Source organism: Paracoccus sp. (in: a-proteobacteria) (genome assembly GCF_030536915.1).
Lineage (GTDB): Bacteria > Pseudomonadota > Alphaproteobacteria > Rhodobacterales > Rhodobacteraceae > Paracoccus.
Genome location: NZ_JAUNPC010000012.1, coordinates 1 through 19,284 on the forward strand (window position 1 = coordinate 1; position 19,284 = coordinate 19,284).

Annotated in this window: 15 protein-coding genes; 7 read left to right on the top strand and 8 right to left on the bottom strand. The window is 69.5% G+C overall.

What is annotated here, in order from left to right:
- The 5 genes from Q4F04_RS03730 to Q4F04_RS03750 form a co-directional block, all read left to right on the top strand.
- Window positions 1–715, top strand: a 715-nt coding sequence (locus Q4F04_RS03730; protein WP_303368487.1) for a tRNA-dihydrouridine synthase, incomplete at its 5' end; no start/stop codon positions are given.
- Window positions 712–1,806 (top strand): nitrogen regulation protein NR(II), encoded by a 1,095-nt coding sequence (locus tag Q4F04_RS03735; protein WP_303368488.1) that lies wholly within the window; start codon window positions 712–714, stop codon window positions 1,804–1,806. The genes Q4F04_RS03730 and Q4F04_RS03735, both read left to right, overlap by 4 nt.
- On the top strand, window positions 1,806–3,176 hold the full coding sequence (locus Q4F04_RS03740; RefSeq protein ID WP_303368489.1) for a sigma-54 dependent transcriptional regulator: 1,371 nt from the start codon (window positions 1,806–1,808) through the stop codon (window positions 3,174–3,176). Before Q4F04_RS03735 ends, Q4F04_RS03740 begins: the two co-directional genes overlap by 1 nt.
- Window positions 3,177–3,259: 83 nt before the next feature.
- On the top strand, window positions 3,260–5,524 hold the full coding sequence (locus Q4F04_RS03745) for a PAS domain-containing sensor histidine kinase (RefSeq protein WP_303368490.1): 2,265 nt from the start codon (window positions 3,260–3,262) through the stop codon (window positions 5,522–5,524).
- Window positions 5,521–6,909 carry a sigma-54 dependent transcriptional regulator gene (locus Q4F04_RS03750; RefSeq protein ID WP_303368491.1) on the top strand — a complete coding sequence of 463 codons (1,389 nt, stop codon included), beginning with the start codon at window positions 5,521–5,523 and terminating at the stop codon, window positions 6,907–6,909. Before Q4F04_RS03745 ends, Q4F04_RS03750 begins: the two co-directional genes overlap by 4 nt.
- Window positions 6,910–7,053: 144 nt before the next feature.
- Here Q4F04_RS03750 and hflX read toward each other — a convergent pair whose 3' ends face one another.
- The 6 genes from hflX to Q4F04_RS03780 form a co-directional block, all read right to left on the bottom strand.
- Complete coding sequence (gene hflX / locus Q4F04_RS03755) at window positions 7,054–8,454, bottom strand: GTPase HflX (protein WP_303368492.1); 1,401 nt, start codon at window positions 8,452–8,454, stop codon at window positions 7,054–7,056.
- Window positions 8,455–8,688, bottom strand: a complete 234-nt coding sequence (gene hfq / locus Q4F04_RS03760) for an RNA chaperone Hfq (RefSeq protein ID WP_020949330.1) — start codon at window positions 8,686–8,688, stop codon at window positions 8,455–8,457. It lies immediately after the preceding gene.
- A 277-nt stretch (window positions 8,689–8,965) separates the two neighbouring features.
- Entirely contained in the window at window positions 8,966–10,591 is a 1,626-nt protein-coding gene (locus Q4F04_RS03765; RefSeq protein ID WP_303368493.1) for a TrkH family potassium uptake protein, read from the bottom strand.
- The gene (gene trkA / locus Q4F04_RS03770; RefSeq protein WP_303368494.1) at window positions 10,591–11,964 is read right to left on the bottom strand and encodes a Trk system potassium transporter TrkA; all 1,374 of its coding nucleotides are present in this window, start codon (window positions 11,962–11,964) and stop codon (window positions 10,591–10,593) included. Before trkA ends, Q4F04_RS03765 begins: the two co-directional genes overlap by 1 nt.
- 102 nt (window positions 11,965–12,066) lie before the next feature.
- Complete coding sequence (locus tag Q4F04_RS03775; protein ID WP_303368522.1) at window positions 12,067–13,329, bottom strand: HlyD family type I secretion periplasmic adaptor subunit; 1,263 nt, start codon at window positions 13,327–13,329, stop codon at window positions 12,067–12,069.
- Between the two features lie 164 nt (window positions 13,330–13,493).
- Entirely contained in the window at window positions 13,494–15,218 is a 1,725-nt protein-coding gene (locus Q4F04_RS03780) for a type I secretion system permease/ATPase (RefSeq protein ID WP_303368523.1), read from the bottom strand.
- A 193-nt stretch (window positions 15,219–15,411) separates the two neighbouring features.
- Here Q4F04_RS03780 and Q4F04_RS03785 point away from each other — a divergent pair, with 193 nt between their 5' ends.
- Window positions 15,412–16,146 carry a VacJ family lipoprotein gene (locus tag Q4F04_RS03785; protein WP_303368495.1) on the top strand — a complete coding sequence of 245 codons (735 nt, stop codon included), beginning with the start codon at window positions 15,412–15,414 and terminating at the stop codon, window positions 16,144–16,146.
- Window positions 16,136–16,732, top strand: a complete 597-nt coding sequence (locus Q4F04_RS03790; protein ID WP_303368496.1) for a phospholipid-binding protein MlaC — start codon at window positions 16,136–16,138, stop codon at window positions 16,730–16,732. Before Q4F04_RS03785 ends, Q4F04_RS03790 begins: the two co-directional genes overlap by 11 nt.
- A 206-nt stretch (window positions 16,733–16,938) precedes the next feature.
- On the opposite strand, the gene Q4F04_RS03795 is transcribed toward Q4F04_RS03790, so the two are convergent.
- Window positions 16,939–17,703: an SDR family oxidoreductase gene (locus tag Q4F04_RS03795; RefSeq protein ID WP_303368497.1), complete on the bottom strand. Its 765-nt coding sequence runs from the start codon at window positions 17,701–17,703 to the stop codon at window positions 16,939–16,941.
- A 506-nt stretch (window positions 17,704–18,209) separates the two neighbouring features.
- Window positions 18,210–19,235 carry an IS110 family transposase gene (locus tag Q4F04_RS03800; protein ID WP_303368498.1) on the bottom strand — a complete coding sequence of 342 codons (1,026 nt, stop codon included), beginning with the start codon at window positions 19,233–19,235 and terminating at the stop codon, window positions 18,210–18,212.
- Between the last annotated feature and the right edge of the window lie 49 nt (window positions 19,236–19,284).

Here is a 19,284-nt window from a genome sequence, read left to right on the forward strand (position 1 = left end):
CGATATCAACATGGGCTGCCCCGCCCGCAAGGTGACGGGCGGGCTGTCGGGCGCGGCGCTGATGCGCGAGCCCGATCGCGCGCTGTCCCTGATCGAGGCGGTGGTGGGCGCCGTCCCCGATCTGCCGGTGACGCTGAAGATGCGGCTCGGTTGGGATGCCGATTGCCTGAACGCGCCCGACCTCGCCCGCCGGGCGCGGGATGCAGGCGTTCGGATGATCGCCGTTCACGGGCGGACGCGGGCGCAGTTCTACACCGGCCAAGCCGACTGGGCCGCCATCCGCGCGGTGCGCGAGGCGGTGCCGGACTTGGCCCTGATCGCCAATGGTGATGTGGTGGACGCGGGTTCGGCCATGCGGGCGCGCACGTTGTCGGGGGCGGATGCGGTCATGGTCGGCCGCGGCGCCCAGGGCGCGCCCTGGCGGCTGGCACAGATCGCCGCCGCGAACCACGGCACGCCCGCGCCGGATGTGCCGCAAGGCGCGGCGCTGGCCGATGCGGTGGCGGAACATCACGCCGACATCCTGTTGCACTATGGCCGCGAGTTGGGGATGCGCATCGCCCGCAAGCACCTCGGCTGGTATGCCGAAGGCGCGGGCCTGGCCGACCTGACCGCCGCCCGCGCCGCGCTGATGGCCGCCGCCACCCCCCAAGCCGCCGCAGCCGCGATCCGCGCCGTCTTCTCGGGCGCGCCTGGAGAGGCAGAGGCCGCATGACCGGCGCCCTCGCCTCGCCCGATCCCCGCGAGGTGCTGGAGGCCCTGCCGATCCCGGTTGTGAGCTTCGATGCCGCAGGCCGCTTCACCGGGCTGAACGAGGCGGCGAAACTGTGGCTGAACCTCTCGGCCCGTGGCGTGGCGGGGCTGAGGCCCGACGACCCGGCGCTGTTCGCCCGCCTGCGGGTGGAGCCCGAACTGGGGCCGCTGATCGCGCAGGCCGCCGGGGGCGAGGCGGTCCATCCCCGCGTCCGCTTCCAGATAGGCGACCGCGCCGGCGGCTGGACCGCCCGCCGCGCCGGGCTGCACCTGACCGCGCTGCAGGCTGGCGGCGTCGTCGCCCTCATCCGCCCCGAGGCTGATCCCGAGGATGCCTTTCCCCGCCGCGCCGCCCGCAGCGCCATCGGCATGGCCGAGATGCTGGCGCATGAGATCAAGAACCCGCTGGCCGGCATCCGGGGCGCGGCGCAGCTTCTGTCCGAGGGCCTCGGCCCCGAGGACCGGGAACTGACCGACCTGATCGTGGCCGAAAGCCGCCGCATCGTCGCCCTGCTGGAGGAGGTCGAGCGTTTCGGCGACACCTCGCCGCCCCGGCTTCAGCCGGTGAACATCCACGACATCCTCGACCGTGCCCGCCGCAGCATGGCGCTGGGCGGGGCCGCACCCCGGATCGTGACCGACTACGACCCCTCGCTGCCGCCCGCGCTGATCGATCCGGGGCGCATCATGCAGGTCGTGCTGAACCTTCTGCGGAATGCCGCCGAGGCGGTGGCGCGGGAAGCCCGGGCCGCTGGCGCCGGTCCCGCGCTGATCCGCCTTCGCACCGCTTATGACGGCGAAGCCCGGGCGCCGGATGGCTCGCATCTCGGTCTGCGGGTCGAGGTCGAGGACAACGGCCCCGGCATCCCCGAAGCCATCGCCGACCAGATCTTCGAGCCTTTCGTGTCGGGGCGGGAAAACGGCACCGGCCTCGGCCTCGCGCTGGTCGGCAAGATCGTGACCGAGCATGGCGGGCTGGTCCGCGTGGACAGCCGCCCCGGCCGCACCCTGTTTCGCGTATCCCTGCCGCTTGCCGGAAAAGGAGAGTTCTGATGGATGGAACCGTTCTGATCGCGGACGACGACCGCACCATCCGCACGGTGCTGACCCAGGCGCTGACCCGCGCCGGCTGCCGGGTCCATGCGACGGGCAGCTTGGGCCAGCTGATGCGCTGGGTCGAGGACGGGACTGGCGATCTGGTCGTGACCGACGTGATGATGCCCGACGGCAACGGGCTGGACATGATCCCCTCGATTTCCCGCGCGCGGGCGGATCTGCCGGTGATCGTGATCTCGGCGCAGAATTCCATCGTGACGGCGATCCGGGCGACCGAAGCCTCGGTCTTCGACTACCTGCCCAAGCCATTCGACCTGCCGGACCTGATGGCCCGCGTCCGCGCGGGGCTGGAACGACGCAAGCGCCGCGAGCCTGCCCCGGTGGCCGAGCCAGCGCCCATCCCGCAGGGCATCTCGCTGATCGGCCACACGCCGGTCATGCAGGCGCTGTTCCGCAGCGTGGCGCGGATCGTCAACACCGACCTGCCCGTGATCGTCGCGGGCGAGCCGGGCGCAGGCCGCAGCACGCTGGCGCAGGCGCTGCACGAACTCAGCGACCGCCGCGACGGCCCGCTGGTGCGGCTGGGCCCGGTGGACAGCGCGGAAGCGCTTTCCGCCCGGCTGTCCGAAGCGCAGGGCGGCACTCTGATCCTCGAGGACGCGGCGGCGATGGAGCCGGGGCTGCAGGCCCGCCTGTCCAGCCTGATCGAGGCCGTCGAAAGCGGCCCCGACCGCGCCCGCGCCCCCCGCCTGGTTGCCACCACCGGCCCCGATCCCGAGAGCGAGGCCGAATCCGGGCGGCTGCGGCCCGACCTTTACTACCGGCTGGCAGGCATGGTGGTGATGGTGCCGCCGCTGCGGTCGCGGCTGGACGACCTGCCGGCGCTGGCGCGGCTGATGCTGGACCGCGTGGGGCAGGGGGCAACCGTGCTGTCGGACGGCGCGATGGAGGCGCTGCGCGCGCACCCGTTCCCCGGCAACCTGCGGGAACTCGACAACCTGCTGCGCCGCCTGGCGCTGACCGCCCAAGGGCCGCTAATCGAGGCCGAGGACATGGCGGGTGCGCTGCCCACGCCGGGCGCGCCGCGCGTCGCCTCGCCCCGCATCGATCCCTCGCGCCCGCTGTCCGAGGTCGTCGAGCAGCACCTGCAACGATATTTCGACCTGCATGGCGACCAGCTTCCGCCACCCGGCCTTTATGAGCGGATTCTGCGCGAGGTTGAACGCCCTCTGATCCAGATCGCGCTGGACGCGTGCAACGGAAACCAGCTTCGCTGCGCCGATCTTCTGCAGATCAACCGGAACACGCTTCGCAAGAAAGTGAACGACCTGAATATCGAGGTGACACGACGCCGCCGCCTGATGTAAAACGGTCACAGCGACACAGGGGCACGTAACGCCTGTGCAACAAGAAGCCGCGACACAGCGGCGACCGAGGCGAGGCAGACACGGTGGCACACGCAATCGCGGGGCGACCCTGGGAACGGCTGGCGCGTCTGCGCCGGCAGCGGCGCGTCCGCAACGCGGCGACGCTGTTCCTGGCCGTGCTGGGGCCGGTGCTTGCGGTCGCGACCTATGTCGTCATGGGGCCGCTCAGCCAGTATACGGCCAGCACCGGGCTGCGGCTGATCTTCCTGGCCGACCTCATCTACATCCTGCTGCTGACGGGGGTGGTCGGCGCGCGGATGGCGGCGATCCTGACCGCGCGCAAGTCGGCCGCTGCCGGCTCGCGGCTGCACATGCGGCTGGTCGGGGTCTTCACCGCGCTGGCGCTGGTCCCGACGGTGCTGGTCGCGCTGTTTGCGGGGCTGACGGTCAACATCGGGCTTGAAGGCTGGTTTTCCGGCCGGGTGCAGCAGGTCGTCGCCACCTCGCTGTCGGCGGCCGAGGCCTATCAGGACGAACACCGCCGCGATCTGGCCGAGGATGCCGAGCTTCTGGCCCGCGTCCTGAACGAGGCCGCACGCGCCATGCCCTTTCTGGATGACGGCACCATCCGCGCCGTGCTGACCGACGGGCAGGCGCTGATCCAGCGCGGGTTGCGGGAAGCCTATGTCATCGACGCGACCGGCGCGATCCGGGCGCGCGGCGACCGCAGCTACCGCTTCTGGTATGAGCAGCCGACCGAGGCGCAGCTTCTGTCCGCCGACCGGGATGGCACGCTGCTGGTCGAGGACTGGCAGAACAACGAGTTCCGTGCGCTCGTCCACCTGGACCGGCTGCCGAACCGCTATCTTTACGTCACCCGGGACGTGGACGGCGACCTGCTGGGCCTTCTGGATGACACCCGCGCCACGGTGGGCGAATACCAGCAGCTCGAACGCACCCGCAGCCGGGTGCTGTTCGAGTTCTCGCTGCTTTACCTCGGCTTCGCGCTGCTGCTGGTGGCCGGCGCGATCTGGCTGGGGCTGTGGTTCGCGGAACGGCTGGCCCGGCCCATCGGGCGGCTTGCGGCAGCATCCGAGCAGGTAGGCGAGGGGAACCTGGACGTGCAGGTGCCCGAGCCGGATACCGGCGACGAGATCCAGACGCTCGGGCAAAGCTTCAACCGCATGACCCAGGCGCTGAAGCAGCAGCGGGTCGAGCTGGTCGAAAGCTACCGTGCGACGGATGAACAGCGGCGGCTGTTCGACAGCGTGCTGACCTCGGTCACGGCCGGGGTGATCGGGCTGGGGGATGACGAGCGGATCGACTTCGTCAACCGCTCGGCGCTGCGGCTGCTGGGCCTCGACCCGTCCGCCGAGGACCGCCCGCTGCTGGAGGTGGTGCCCGAGTTCGGGCCGCTGTTCGCACGCCTTCAGGGATCGGTCGCCGACAGCGTGCAGGACGAGGTGCGGCTGCATCGCGACGGGCGCATCGAAAGCCTGCTGGTCCGCATGGCCGCGCGGCAGGCCGAGGACGGGTCCGTCGCGGGCTATGTCATCGCCTTCGATGACGTGACCGAGCTGGTGACGGCGCAGCGCATGGCCGCTTGGGGCGACGTGGCCCGGCGCGTGGCCCATGAGATCAAGAACCCCCTGACGCCCATCCAGCTTTCGGCCGAACGCATCCGGCGCAAGTTCGGCAAGCTCGCGAGTTCGGACGAGGACCGCGAGGCGCTGGCGCAATATACCGATGTCATCATCCGCCAGACCAACGACCTGCGCCGGATCGTGGACGAGTTCAGCCGCTTCGCCCGGATGCCCGATCCCGACCGCAGCGAAACCGACATCGCCGCGCTGCTGCGCGAGGCGATCGTGCTGCAGCGGGATGCGATCGCGGGCGGGGTCGCGGCCCGCATCCCCGACGAGCCGGTGATCGTGGACTGCGACGCCGGCATGATGGGGCAGGTTTTCACCAACCTTCTGAAGAACGCGGGCGAGGCCCTGCGCGACCGCCCGCCCGGCGACTGGACCCCGCAGGTCGAACTGGCGCTGGAGGCCCGCCCCGATGCGGTCACGATCCGCATCTGCGACAACGGCGTGGGCCTGCCCGAGGACCGCGCCCGGCTGTTCGAGCCTTACGTGACGCTGAAGCAGGGCGGCACCGGGCTGGGGCTGCCCATCGTCAAGAAGATCGTCGAGGAGCATGGCGGTTCGCTGACGCTGACCGACGCGCCCCCCGATGCCGGCGGCCACCGCGGCGCGATGGCCGAAGTCAGACTGCCCCGCGAACGCCAGCCCGTCCGGCTGGCCCCTTCGCGCAAACATAAACTCGAAGAGGCGACAGGCACATGAGCGACATCCTGATCGTGGACGATGAGCGCGACATCCGCGAACTCATCGCCGACATCCTGGGCGACGAAGGGTTCAAGACCCGCACCGCCGCCAATGCCGACGAGGCGCTGGCCGCCATCAACGCCGAGGAGCCGGCGCTGATGATCCTGGACATCTGGCTCAAGGACAGCCGGATGGATGGGATCGACATCCTCAAGCAGGTCAAGCGCAACAACCCCTCGGTGCCCGTCGTCATCATCTCGGGGCACGGCAACATCGAGATCGCGGTGGCCGCGATCAAGCAGGGCGCCTATGACTTCATCGAAAAGCCCTTCAATATCGACCAATTGATGGTGGTCATCACCCGGGCGATGGAAACCAGCCGGTTGCGGCGGGAAAACAGCCAGTTGCGCCGGCGCGAGGTTTCGGCGGCCGAGATGCTGGGCCATTCCGCGGCCTTCCGGCGCCTGCGCGACAATCTCGACAAGGTCGCCAGGTCGAACGGCCGGGTGATGCTGACGGGCGAGCCGGGCGCGGGCAAGGAACTGGCCGCCCGCTACATCCACGCCCATTCGCCCCGTGCCGAGGCGCCCTTTGTCGCCGTCCCCTGCGCCACCATCGAGCCCGAGCGGATGGAGGAAGTCCTGTTCGGCCGCGAAACGCCCGAGCGCGGGATCGAGCCGGGCCTTCTGGAACAGGCCCATGGCGGGGTGATCTATTTCGACGAGGTCGCCGACATGCCGCTGGGCACCCAGCCCAAGATCCTGCGGGTGCTGACCGAGCAGCAGTTCACCCGCGCGGGCGGAAGCGACCGGGTGAGGGTGGACCTGCGGGTGATCTCCTCGACCAACCGGGACTTGGGTTCCGAGATCGCCGCCGGCCGCTTCCGACAGGAGCTTTACGATCGCCTGAACGTCGTTCCCGTACAGGTGCCCGGCCTTGCGGAACGGCGCGAGGACATCGCCGAACTCGCCCACCATTTCATCGAGCAGTTCCACACCAGCCAAGCGCTGCCGCTGCGCGCCCTGCCGGATGAAACCGTCGCCGCCCTGCAGGCGATGCGCTGGCCGGGCAACATCCGCCAGCTTCGCAACGTGATGGAGCGGGTCCTGATCCTGGGCGAAGGCACCGGCCCGATCCAGCCTGCGGAACTGGAACCCCAGGGCGCGACCCCCGATAACGGCGAGGCCTTAGCGCTTGGCCCCCAGATCACCGCGCTGGCGCTGCGCGAGGCGCGGGAACTCTTCGAGCGCGAATACCTGCTGGCGCAGATCAACCGCTTCGGCGGCAACATCAGCCGCACTGCGCAGTTCGTGGGCATGGAGCGGTCAGCCCTGCACCGCAAGCTCAAGTCGCTGGGTGTCGTGGGCGGCATGCGGGTCGAGGACGAGGTGATGGCGAAATAGGGCGTCCAGCGCCGCGCGGGCTGCACCGCTCCGACGCCTCCGGCGGGGATATTTGGGGCCGAAAGACGAGACTTTGGCTTTCGCGGTCCCTGTCTTTCGGCTGGAAATATCCCGGGGGTCCGGGGGCTGGCCCCCGATCCGGCGTCAATCCTTGCCCAGAGGGTCCCATCCGCCGATGCGCGGGGGCGGATCATCGTCATCCTCCGGCTCGGTGCGGCCCGTTTCTCCATTCAGGGCATCGAAGGCCATCTGCTGGCGCCGGGTCCAGAGGACATTGAGGCGCGATCCTTCCTCGGTCTGTTCCTCGCGTTCCACCACGCCCGCTTCGTGCAGCCAGGCGCGGCGACGGCCCTCGGCGTGGGGCAGCGTGACAACGCCAGACTCGCGCGGTTCGTCCAGCACTTCGGACAGGCGCTGGTCGATGGCGGCGATGAGGTCGGGCAGGCCCTCTCCGGTCAGGGCACTGACCGCCTGCACGTCGGCGCGGCGGGCGTCGGTGCGGCGCAGGGCGGCGCGGGTCTCGTCCGACAGGGCGTCGATCTTGTTCCAGACCTCGATCAGCGCCACGTCCTCATCCACGCCCAGGCTGTCGAGAATGTCGCCGACGTCGCCCGCCTGTTCCTCGGTTTCCGGGTGGCTGATGTCGCGGACATGCAGAATCAGGTCGGCTTCCAGCACCTCCTCCAGCGTGGCGCGGAAGGCGGCGACGAGTTCCGTCGGCAGGTCCGAGATGAAGCCCACCGTGTCCGACAGGATGATCCGGCGGCCCCGCGCCTCGCCATCGGCGGAAGGAAGGTGGATCGCCCGCATCGTGGGATCGAGTGTGGCGAAGAGCATGTCCTTGGCCAGCACCTCGGCCCCGGTCAGGCGGTTGAACAGCGTGGACTTGCCGGCGTTTGTATAGCCCACCAGCGCGACGATCGGATAGGGGACCCTGGCGCGGGCCGCGCGGTGCAGGCTGCGGGTGCGCGTCACCCGTTCAAGCTGGCGGCGCAGGCGCACCATCTGGTCGTCGATGGCGCGGCGGTCGGCCTCGAGCTGCGTCTCGCCGGGACCGCCGACGAAGCCGAAGCCCCCGCGCTGGCGTTCGAGGTGGGTCCAGGCCCGCACCAGCCGGGTCCGCTGATAGGACAACGCCGCGAGTTCAACCTGCAGCACCCCTTCTCGCGTCCGCGCCCGGTCGGCAAAGATTTCCAGGATCAGGCCGGTGCGGTCCAGGATCTTCACGTCCAGGTGCTTTTCCAGGTTCCGCTGCTGGACTGGAGTGACGGGACCGTCGATCAGGACCAGCTCGGCTTCGGCCGCGCGGATCGCCTCTCCCAGTTCTTCCAGCTTGCCCGAGGAGAACAGCGTGCCCGGAGAGGGGTTGCGCAGCCTGGCCACCGTGCTGCCCACGACCTCGATCGCGGGCAGGGCACGGGCCAGCGCCTCCGCTTCCTCTAGCGCAAGATCGGGCGAGCGGCGCTGGTCGCGGCGCGAACCGAGGTCGGGGTGGATGACGAAGGCGGGCGTGCGCCGCGTTTCGGTCGACTGCGGCTCGGCCACTCAGTCCTCGCCTTCATACAGGCTGATGGGCTGGCCGGGCATGATCGTCGAGATCGCGTGCTTGTAGACCAGTTGCGACTGGCCGTCGCGGCGCAGCAGCACGCAGAAATTGTCGAACCAGGTGATCACGCCCTGCAGCTTGACGCCGTTTATCAGGAAGATCGTGACCGGAACCTTGGCCTTTCGGACATGGTTCAGGAAGGCGTCCTGAAGGTTCTGCTTGTCGCCGGCCATGCGGGACACCTTTTCTTGTTATTGCGGCGTTGCGTTCACATTAAGGTCATGCGCGTCAATGTGACAAGGCGCGCAGGGAATTGCGCCACAGGTGTTTCCCTTTCGCCACGCTGCGCCCTCCTCGGGCGAAAGGAAGCGGCGCCGCGGCCGATCCTCTGCCTGGCCTGTCGTTTCACCCGCTCGGACAAGGCACGCTGCCCCAGCCGGGCTTGAGCCGCATTCCGGACTCAAGGGCTGGGGGCGACAGTCTTCCGCACCCCGCGGGCATCGGCACCCGTCAGCGCCGCCATGCGCCCGGGGTCAGCAAGGCGAGGATCGCCAGCATCTCAAGCCGCCCTGCCACCATGGCCGCCGCCAGAACCGCCTTGGTGAAGGGAGCAAGCCCCGCCCAGCCCTGCCAGGGCGAGCCGGCGATCCCGGCGCTGCCCTCGAACACCGGGGTCAGGGGGATCGCCTCGGCCAGGTGGCCGGTGTTGGTCAGGGCGGCGACGCTGAGGATCGTCGCCGTCTCGAAGGCCACGGGCCGCAGCGACACCAGCGCGATGGTCAGAACCACCGACAGCGCGAAGACCATGAAGAAGATGAAGGACAGATAGGCCCCCGATCCCCGCAGCCGCCGGATCATCGGCCCGCCGCCCGCGACCGAGGCGGGGTGGACGATCTTGTCCAGTTCGCGCCTTGCATGCAGCGCCAGCGCAAAGACCCGCAGCAGCTTGACGCCCCCCGCGGTGGTGGCGACGCCGCCCCCCATGATGGCCAGGCCAGCCAGCATCAGCCCCGGCGCCGACAGCCCCGCCCAGGCCCGCGCCCCTTCCCAGTGCATCGAGGTCCAGCCCGTCGTGGTCAGGAAGGACAGCGCCGTGAACAGGCTGCCCCAGGCGGCCCCGGCGGCGCGGGCCAGTCCGCCGGCAAGGTTCGGGGCCGCGGGTTCGGGCGTGGTCACCGGCTGGACGTCTTCCAGAAAGGCGCCGAAGAAGGGGCGCAGCACCAGCGTCAGCGTCACCAGCGCCACCAGTCCCGCGGCGACGCGCAGTTCGGGGTCGTGGCGCAGGCGGCGGGTGACCTGCAACTCGCCCCCGCCCGGCCAGGCGCGGCGGGTCAGAGCGGTCAGCATGAAGGCGGCGACCAGCGCCTCGGCCGCCATGCCGCCGCTGGCGCCGACAGGCCGCGCGTCAAGGCCGACGCCGCTGGTGGACAGGGTTCCCATGGCGCGGATCAGCGCGTTCAGCGCATGGTCCCCGGTCATCATCAGCCCCAGCCACAGCGCCCCGGTCGCGCCCGCGTAAAGCGGCGCGATGGCAAGGCCCCAGCGGATCAGCCGCAAGGCCGGGTCGCCGGGAGGGACGGCATGGTCCCGGTCCGGCCGCAGGCCCGAGCCGCCGCCTGGCCGCTCGAACCGTTCATCCGCGCCGGTCGTGCGGTCCATGATCTCGAACCCGCCCACGCGGACCGGCGCCATCAGGGCGATCGCGGCGACAAGGATGAACAGCCCGCCCAGCCAGCCCACGAGGCCGCGCCACAGATGCAGCGTCGGGGCCACCAGGTCGGCGGCGTAAAGCGTGGCGCCGGTGGTGGTCAGGCAGGACAGCATCTCCCACCAGGCGTTGAAAAGGCCGGTGTCAGGCATGACCAGGGCAAAAGGGAGGGCACAGACCAGCGGCAGCCCGGCATAGACGCCGAGAAGCGTGCCCAGCACGCCGCGCGAGGGCGCGGAGGCGGGCGTGGCGGCCGTCGCCAGCGCAAGCATCGCGCCCAGCACCAGCGCGCCGGCGGCCGAACCCGCGAAGATGGCGGCGATGCGGCGGTCTCCGATGGCCTCGGCATGGGCGGCGGGGATCAGCATCGCCAGCGCGACGGCCAGCCCGGCGATGATCAGCACGGGCAGGCGGGCGAGCCGATCCATCAGAACCAGTCGGCCGAGACCTGCAGCAGGCGCTCGACCTCCTCGATGTCGCCCGAGAGGGCGAAGATCAGCACCAGGTCGCCGGGGTCCATCCGGGTGTCGGGCCGCGGCTTCAGCAGCGCGCCCGGCTTCTCGATGGCGGCGATCAGCGCCCCTTTCGGCAGTTCCAGATCGCGCACCGCCTGCCCCGCAAGCGGAGAGCCGGGCAGCACCTGCGCCTCGATCAGCTCGGCCTCGGCGTCGCCCAGGGCATAGACGTCCCGGACCCGGCCGCGGCGGATGTGGCGCAGGATGCTGGACACGCTGACGGCGCGGGGGCTGATCTGCGCGTCGATCCCGAGGGACGAGGCCAGCGTCAGCAGCGAGGGGTCGTTGATCAGCGCCACCACCATGCCCGCGCCCGCCTGCCGCGCCCGGACGGCGGCAAGGATGTTGACATGGTCGTTGGCGGTCAGCGTCAGCACCGCGTCGGCCTTTGGCACCCCCGCCTCGGCCATCAGGTCGATCGACATGCCGTCGCCGTGCAGCACGACCGCGCGGCGCAGCCGCTCGGCCGCAACCTCGGCCCGCTCGCGGTCGGCCTCGATCAGCCGCAGCGTGACCTCGGGGCTGTCGTCCAGCACGCGGGCCACGGCGCGGCCGATGTTGCCCGCGCCGATCAGGACGACCCGGCGGATCGGGCGCGCGGGCAGGCCGAAGATGTCGAGCGTGCGGGCCACGTCCTCTTCGGGGGTGACCACATAGGCGCGGTCGCCCGCGTGCAACTGGTCATACGGCTCGGGCGCGAAGAACCGGCCGCCACGCCGCAGTCCCACCACAACGGCGCGCAGCCCCCAGAAGGTCTGGTCGAGATGGCGCAGCGGCGAATTCAGGATCGGACAGTTGTCCGTCAGCGCCATGGCGAGCAGCCTGACGCGACCGTCCATGAAGGTTTCCGTATCGAATGTCGTCGGCGCGTCCAGCCGCGAGAGCGCCGCGGCGGCGACCTCCTGTTCCGGGCTGATGACCACGTCGATGGACAGGTTCTGCGCCTGATACAGATCGGCATATTCGGGCCGCATGTAGGCCGGCGCTCGCAGCCGGGCGATCCGGCGGGGGACGGAAAACAGCGCCGCCGCGATCTCGCACGACACGATGTTCACCTCGTCGCTGGCGGTCGCGGCGATCAGCAGGTCGCAGTCGGCGGCTCCGGCGCGGTCGAGCACGTCGGGGTGGCTGGCGTGGCCCGCGATGCCCTGCACGTCCAGCGCGTCGTTGACCTGCTGGATCAGCCGCTCGTCGCGGTCGATCAGCACGACATCGTGCCGCTCGCCCGAAAGCTGCCGCGCGATCTGCCAGCCGACCTGCCCCGCACCGCAGATGATGATCCGCATGAGCCTGTCCCGCGGTGAACGTCAGCTTGCAGCCATAGGCCCCCCCGCGGCGTCCGGCAATGGCAGGCGTGGTCCGCCCGCCGTTGCCGGTTGCGGAAGCGGCTAGTCCTCGCGGAAGGCGCGGGTGAAATAGTCGCTCAACGGCTTCATCAGGTAGGCCAAGGGGCTGCGCTCGCCGGTCTGGATATAGACCTCGACCGGCATCCCGGGGATCAGGGACAAATCGCCCAGCTTGTCGCTTTCGGCGGGCGGAATCGTCACCTCGGCGCGGTAATACTGCATCTGCGTCGCCTGGTCGGTCACCGCATCGGCCGAGACGCGGTTCAGCGTGCCGTGGATCTCGGGCGTCGTGCGGCTGGAGAAGGCCGAGAAGCGCAGCACCACGTCCTGCCCGACCGACACCTCGTCGATGTTGATGGGGGGGATGCGGGCCGCGATCACCAGCGGGCGATCCTGCGGGATCAGGTACAATACCGGGTCGGCGGGCCGGATCACTGCGCGTGGGGTCGTCACCTGCAACTGGTGGACGATGCCCGACACCGGCGCCCGGATGTCGAGCCGCGCGATCTGCTCGGCCAGCGAACGGCGGCGCTCGGCCAGTTCCAACTCGCGGTAGCCGAGGTCGCGCAACTCGGTTTCGGCAGTCTCGCGGCGCTCGGCGGCCTCTTTCAGCCGGGTGATGCCGATCTCGGTCAGGCGGGTCTCGCCCTGGGCACGCATCGCCTGCGTCTCGCCCAGTTGCCCGTCCAGCCGCGCGGCCTCGCGTTCCAGCGACAGCACGCGCGTTGCCTGCGCCAGACCCCGATCGAAGAGGCTCTGCTGGTCGGTCAATTCCTCCTGGATCAAGTCGCGCTGGATGCGCAGGGCAGCAATCTGCGCGTCGATGCCCTCGATCTGGTTGCGGACCTGCTGGGCCTGCTGGTCAAGCTGGTCGGTGGACTGCCTGAGCGTGTCCAGCCGGCTTTGGAAAAGCTGCGTCTGACCCTGAATCATCGCCGCGACATCGGGCCGGGTGGCGGAAATCTGCACCAGTTCCTCGGGGAAGGTGATCTCGGGGTTGTCGGCGCGCTCGGCCTCCAGCCGGCCGCGGCGGGCGAGGATCTCGAAGTACTGGCCCTCGACGATGGCGAGTTCCGTCCGCAGCAGGGTGCCGTCCAGCCGGATCAGCACTTCGCCCGCCTCGACCGTCTGGCCCTCGCGAACGGCGATTGCCTCGACCACGCCGCCTTCGAGGTGCTGGACGACCTGGCGGTGCTGTTCCACCTCGACCTGGCCGGGCGCGACCACGGCGCCGGCGATGCGCGAGGCGACGGACCAGCCGCCGAAGCCCCCGACCAGCAGGATCATTGCGACCAGCCCCAGCATCAGCGCCCCGCGGGCCGACCAGCGGTTTGTTTGGGGGGGCGGCGGCTGGGCCGGGGGCGGCGGGGCGGCAGGGCGCCCGGCGCGGCGCGGCGCGGCTTCCTCGATGGTGGCGACGGGGGCGACGCCCATCCGGCCCGAAGCGGGCATCTTCGCGGTTCTTTCGATCATGTCACACCTCCGCCCGCGCCACGCGTGCGGGTGATCGTTTCGGCGTTGCGGACGGTCGAGCGCAGGACCTCGTCGCGCGGCCCGAAGGCGCGGCGCATCCCCTGTTCCATCACCAGCAGCATCTCGCATTCCGCGATCGCAGCCGGGCGGTGGGCCATGATGATGACCGCGCCGCCACGGGCCTTGATCGACCGGATGGCGAGGTTCAGCGCCTCGGACCCCTCGTTGTCGAGGTTCGAGTTCGGCTCGTCCAGCACAAACAGCACCGGCTCGCCGTAAAGGGCGCGGGCAAGGCCTATGCGCTGGATCTGCCCGCCCGAGAGCCGCCCGCCTGCCTGCGACAGCGGCGTGTCATAGCCCTGCGGCAGATCGAGGATCATCCTGTGCGCCGCGGCCGCCGTCGCGGCGCGGACGATGGCGTCGGGGTCGGGGCGTTCCGACAGGCGGGCGATGTTCTCGGCGATGGTGCCGTCGAACAGCGTGACCTGCTGCGGCAGGTAGCCGATCAGCGCGCCCAGCACGTCCGGGTCGTATTGTTCCAGCGTCGCGCCATCCAGCCGGATCGAGCCGCCCGCCGCGGGCCATGCCCCGATCAGCGCGCGGGCCAGCGTCGACTTGCCCGCGCCCGACGGTCCGATCACCCCCAGTGCCTGCCCCGGTTCCAGCGTGAAGCTGACGCCCCGCAGCGTGGGTGCCGTCTGTCCCGGCGGAACGACCGACAGGTTCGACACATCCAGCCGCGCCGCCGGCCGCGGCAGGGGCGTGCGCTGCGGCTGCGGCGGGCGGCGCGTCAGCAGCTCTCCCAGCCGCTTCCAGCCGTCCAGCGCCCGGTGGACCGAGGCCCAGCCGCCGACGATCTGTTCAACCGGGGCCAGCACCCGGCCCATCAGGATGGAACTGGCGATCATCGCGCCCGGGGTCAGTTCCTGCCGCAGCACCAGCCAGGCGCCCGCCGCCAGCAGCGCCGATTGCAGGAACAGCCGGAAAGTCTTTGAGAAGACCGAGAAGCCCAGACCCCGGTCGCTGCCCGCAATGGTCGCCTCGGCCATCCGGTCGCGATAACGGCGCCAGCGGGTGAAAGTCGCCCCCCGCATCCCCATGGCGCCGATCAGCTCGCCCTCGTCCCGGTAAAGATCGGCGGCACGGTCGGCGGTCTGGCCCGCGACCATCGCCTGCTGCAGCGGCCGGCGGGTCATCGCCTGGTTCGCCCAGGTGATGATCACAAGGATCACGGCCCCCAGCGTCGCCACGACCCCCATCACCGGATGGAAGAGGTAAAGCCCCGCCAGAAAGACCGGAGCCCAGGGCAGGTCGAACAGCGCCATCAGCACCGGCGAACCCATCATCTGCCGCACCGCGTCAAGGTCGCGCAGCCCCGCCTGGGCCGAGGCCGTCTGGCCCGTGACCGCGCCCTCGGCCAGCGCCGCCTGGAAGACCCGCGCCTCGATCCGTTCCTGGAACCGCATGGCCACGCGGGCCATGACCCGGCCGCGGGCGAGGTCGATCAGACCCATCATCAGGAACAGGAACGCCACCAGCCCGAACAGCGCCGCCAGCGTCGGAACCGAGCCGCTGCCCAGCACGCGGTCATAAACCTGCATCATGAACAAGGGGCCGGTCAGGTTGAGCAGGTTCACCGCGACCGAGAACACGGCCACCGCCGCGACCAGCCCCAGGTTGCCCCCGCGCGCCGCGCGCAGCTCGGCAAATCCGTCGTGCATTGCAGATGTCGTCCGGACCATGACCTGTCCTGTCCATGCGCGGCGATCGGCCGCCATTCACCCTGTCGCGCCAACCACCGTTGCCGCCGCAAGGCGCGCTGTCTATCCCGTTCCGAACCGTTCAGACAGGCCCGGCCCGCGAATCCCATCCTTGATGAGCCAAGCTTCGCCGATGGATATTAAGGAGAGATTGATGCGATCAGCCATGGTCATGCTGGCCCTGTGTCTTGCCGGCTGTGCCGGGGCCCCGCCGGGCGGGATCGCCGATCCTTACGAGCCGATGAACCGCCGGGTCCATGCCTTCAACAAGGCGCTGGACGCCAATGTCCTGCGGCCGGTGGCAGGGGCCATGCCAAGGGACGCGGCGCCCCTGCCCGAATCAGGAAACCGGCCCCCCGGTCCGATTGAAATGGTTGGAAACTTCGGCGCCAACCTGTCGCTGCCCGGCAAGGTGGTCAACAGCCTGCTGCAGGGCCGGCCGGGGCCCGCGATCCACAACGGCTTTCGCTTTGCCGTCAACAGCACGGTAGGGGTCGGGGGAATCCTGGACCCGGCGGGCGGAGGCTTCGGGCTGCCCGAGATCGACACCGACTTCGGCGAAACCCTGCATGTCTGGGGCGTGCCTGCAGGGGCCTATCTGGAACTGCCGCTGCTTGGACCCTCGAATCAGCGCGACCTTGCCGGCAAGATCGTCGATTTCGTTCTGATCGATCCCCTCGACAGCGTCCTGACCGACGAACAGAAGCTGGCGGGAACGGCGGCGCGGGTCGTCTCAAAAGCCGGTGAGCGGGGGCGATTCGGCTCGACGGTGGACTCGGTCCTGCATGAAAGTGCCGACAGTTACGCCCAGACGCGGCTGCTTTACACGCAGCACCGCCGCTACGAGCTGAAGCAGGAAGAGGACGCCATTGACCCATATGCCGAATAGCACCCGACGCGGGTTCTTGGGACTTCTTGCGATGGGCGGCGTGATGGCCGTGACGCCTGCGCAGGCGATGACGGCGCACGAGGCCTCGGCCGCGATCCGCCGCGCGGTGGACGAGGTGATGGCGGTCATCAACTCGGGCCAGCCCCCGGCGCAGCTTTTCGCGGCCTTCGAGACGATCTTCGCCCGGCGCGCCGACATCGACGCCATTGCCCGCTCGGCGCTGGGACCGGCGGCGCGGCAGATGGAGGCGGCGAGCTTCCGTGCGTACCGCGACGCGATGACGGGCTATGTCTCGCGCAAATACGGCCGGCGCTTTCAGGAATTTCTCGGCTCGCGCATCGAAGTGGGGGCGGCGCGGCCGCTCAAGTCCTTCTGGGCGGTCAGTTCGACGGCCTATCTGAACGGCCGCAGCCCGATGGAGGTCGAGTGGCACATCTCGGACAAGACCGGGCAGCCGCGCTTCTTCAACCTGATCATCGAGGGCGTGAACATGCTCGCCTCGGAACGCGAAGAGATCGGCGCCATGCTGGCCCGCCGCCGCGGTGACGTGAACGCGCTGATCGCGGACCTGCGGCAGGCGGGCTGAGGCTTCCCGACCGGACAGAAAAAGCCCCGCATCGCGCGGGGCTTCTCTATTGGGGGCCTTGGTGTCAAGCTTCAGGCGTGCTGCCGATCCATGACAGCTTTGCGGATGGAGCTGCCGTTTGGCGCGCATCCTCGAAGGTCTGCTTGCTTGGTGCCACCATGCAAAGGTGGAGGCGAGCACCGGAACGCCCGCTTCCTGTCCTACCCTCACCCTTCGGGAGTCGCGGCCGATCCAGCAAGGATGCCCCCATCAATCGTCAGCTCCGCGCCGGTCATGTAGGCCGCCTCGTCCGACGCGAGCAGGACGGCGAGAGCGGCAACCTCGGCCGCCTCGCCGAAGCGCCGCATGGGCGTGTCGGCGACGATCGCGGCTTCGCGCTCGGCCCGGTCTGGACCGTGGCCCAGCATCGGGTCCCACATCGGCGTCATGATCGCCGCCGGGTGGATCGAGTTGCAGCGGATCGCGAGGCCCTGGCCCGCGCAGTAGAGCGCGACAGACTTGGTGTGGTTGCGGATCGCCGCCTTGGATGCCGCATAGGCGGCGGCCATCGGAATGCCTACGACGCCAGATCGGGACGAGATGTTGATGATGCTTCCTGCGCCCCTCGCCCGCATGGCGCGGATCGCGTAGCGACAACCCAGGAACGTTCCGTCGTTGTTCACCGCATGGACGGCCCGCCAATCGGCGAGGGAGGCGTGCTCGGGATCGTGGGCGGCCGGTGCGCCGTCGAACGGTCCCTCCAGCCCGGTGATGCCGGCATTGTTCACCAGAACGTCGAGCGCGGGAAAGCGTTCGGCCGCAGCAGCCCAATCGGCTTCGGAAGCCACGTCGAGTTGCGCGAAGATCGCGCCGATCTCGTCGGCCTTGGCCTGCCCGCTCCAGGCGTCGATGTCAGTCAGGATCACGTCGGCCCCTTCGTCACGGAAGGCGCGGGCGATGGCGGCACCGATGCCGCGCGCACCCCCGGTCACGAGGGCGGTCTTGTTCTGTAGTCTGAGCATATAAGCTCCGTGGAGTTCGCGTTTGATGGATTTTGGGCGTCATGCGCCCGTTGCGCTGTATTGCCCTGAGGGCAGAGAGCCGGATTACCGGTGGCGCTGATCCATCGTCGTTCGCTCCTTTACGGATACTTAACGACTACAAACAGTGACTTTGGAGGTCAAGTCTCCGAAAGCTGCCGCTCATCCACCGTGCAGCATCGGTCAAGAAGGGCTCAAACCGGCTGGCGGCCTGCTTCCCAGGCTGGCTCAGCTTCCAGGCGCTCCACAACCCTCAGTCAGTCGATCCCGGCAGGTGTCTTGCTTCTCTTCGAAGTCGGCGCAGGGCCGCTTCATGATGGGGTCGGAAGGAGAGGCATTCCAATCTTTTTTGCGAACTGCGACAGGAGCCGCGTTCAAGCCCCGCTCGGAATTGCCTGCCCACCCGTCCCTGCACGGGACCTCTCACCGCGGGGGCTGCGCGGATGCCGTGTGCTGGATCAGGCGGTCGGCGCCTCCCAGCGATACTCGGTGTGATCGACCCACATCCGGTGCAGGATTGTGCTCAAGCGTCGTGCCACCGCAACCATGGCCCGCGCCGGTCCCCGGCGCTTGGCAATCGCCATGCCCCAGACCTTCAGGGGCGAGCGCCGGGTCCTGTGCCGCAGGATGACGCCAGCCGCCTCGACCAAGGCCCATCGGACCCCCGCATCCCCGCACTTGGAGATGCCGCGGCTTCGATCCAGCTCGCCGGATTGGTAGCGCGCTGGCGCCAGGCCGAAGTGGGCCGGGACAGCGCGTGATCGCGCGAAGCGGGCAGGCTCATCGACCCCGGCCCGGAAGGTCAGCGCGACCACGGGCCCGACACCAGGCGCGGTCATCAGAAGCCGGCAGATGCTGTCGTCGGCCGCAAGCTTCTTCATCGCTCCGTGCAGCAACAGGTATTGCTCATACAGGACACGGCGCACGGCCAGCAGTGGCGTGACCGTCAGGGCCAGATGAGGTGACTGCAATAGCAGCTCCTCCACCCTTCGCTCGAACTGCGCGCGCGTCACTGCCCCGACCTTCAGGCCGAAGTTGCGCAGCAGTCCCCGCAGGTGGTTCTCGGTGTCGATGATCTTCGCCTGCAGGAACTTGCGTGCGGTGAGCAGCATCCTGATCTCTTGGCTGCGCACCGTCTTCACATGCACTGGCCTGTAAAGGCCCACGCGCATCATCTGCGCAATTCCGCGCGCGTCATTGCGGTCGGTCTTGTTGATCTGCGCCGACAGCGCCGCCTTCATGTGGCGCGTCTCGACGCAGATGACCGGATAGCCCGCCGCCGCAAGCCCGCTGTAAAGCCACTGCGACAGCGGCCCGGCTTCAAGCCCGACACGTTTGAGACGGTCTCTGAACCTGGCCAGCATGGCGTCAATGGCGGAAGGCTCGCTTTCGACCTTCCCTTCCTTCAGGACGTTTCCCTCTCCGTCCATGACGCACACGCTGGTGGTGCGGACGGAGACATCAAGGCCGACGAACAGGTCCATGGCAGGGCTCCTCGATCAGATCATGCTCAGGAGCCTGCCCGGATAACCG

What these genes read in the sequence shown, in the direction of transcription:
- Q4F04_RS03735 (WP_303368488.1), top strand. Translation starts at nt 712, where the DNA reads ATGACCGGCGCCCTCGCCTCGCCCGATCCCCGCGAGGTGCTGGAGGCC.
- Q4F04_RS03740 (WP_303368489.1), top strand. Translation starts at nt 1,806, where the DNA reads ATGGATGGAACCGTTCTGATCGCGGACGACGACCGCACCATCCGCACG.
- Q4F04_RS03750 (WP_303368491.1), top strand. Translation starts at nt 5,521, where the DNA reads ATGAGCGACATCCTGATCGTGGACGATGAGCGCGACATCCGCGAACTC.
- hfq (WP_020949330.1), bottom strand. Translation starts at nt 8,688, where the DNA reads ATGGCCGGCGACAAGCAGAACCTTCAGGACGCCTTCCTGAACCATGTC.
- Q4F04_RS03765 (WP_303368493.1), bottom strand. Translation starts at nt 10,591, where the DNA reads ATGGATCGGCTCGCCCGCCTGCCCGTGCTGATCATCGCCGGGCTGGCC.
- trkA (WP_303368494.1), bottom strand. Translation starts at nt 11,964, where the DNA reads ATGCGGATCATCATCTGCGGTGCGGGGCAGGTCGGCTGGCAGATCGCG.
- Q4F04_RS03775 (WP_303368522.1), bottom strand. Translation starts at nt 13,329, where the DNA reads ATGCTGGGGCTGGTCGCAATGATCCTGCTGGTCGGGGGCTTCGGCGGC.
- Q4F04_RS03780 (WP_303368523.1), bottom strand. Translation starts at nt 15,218, where the DNA reads ATGCACGACGGATTTGCCGAGCTGCGCGCGGCGCGCGGGGGCAACCTG.
- Q4F04_RS03785 (WP_303368495.1), top strand. Translation starts at nt 15,412, where the DNA reads ATGCGATCAGCCATGGTCATGCTGGCCCTGTGTCTTGCCGGCTGTGCC.
- Q4F04_RS03790 (WP_303368496.1), top strand. Translation starts at nt 16,136, where the DNA reads ATGCCGAATAGCACCCGACGCGGGTTCTTGGGACTTCTTGCGATGGGC.
- Q4F04_RS03800 (WP_303368498.1), bottom strand. Translation starts at nt 19,235, where the DNA reads ATGGACCTGTTCGTCGGCCTTGATGTCTCCGTCCGCACCACCAGCGTG.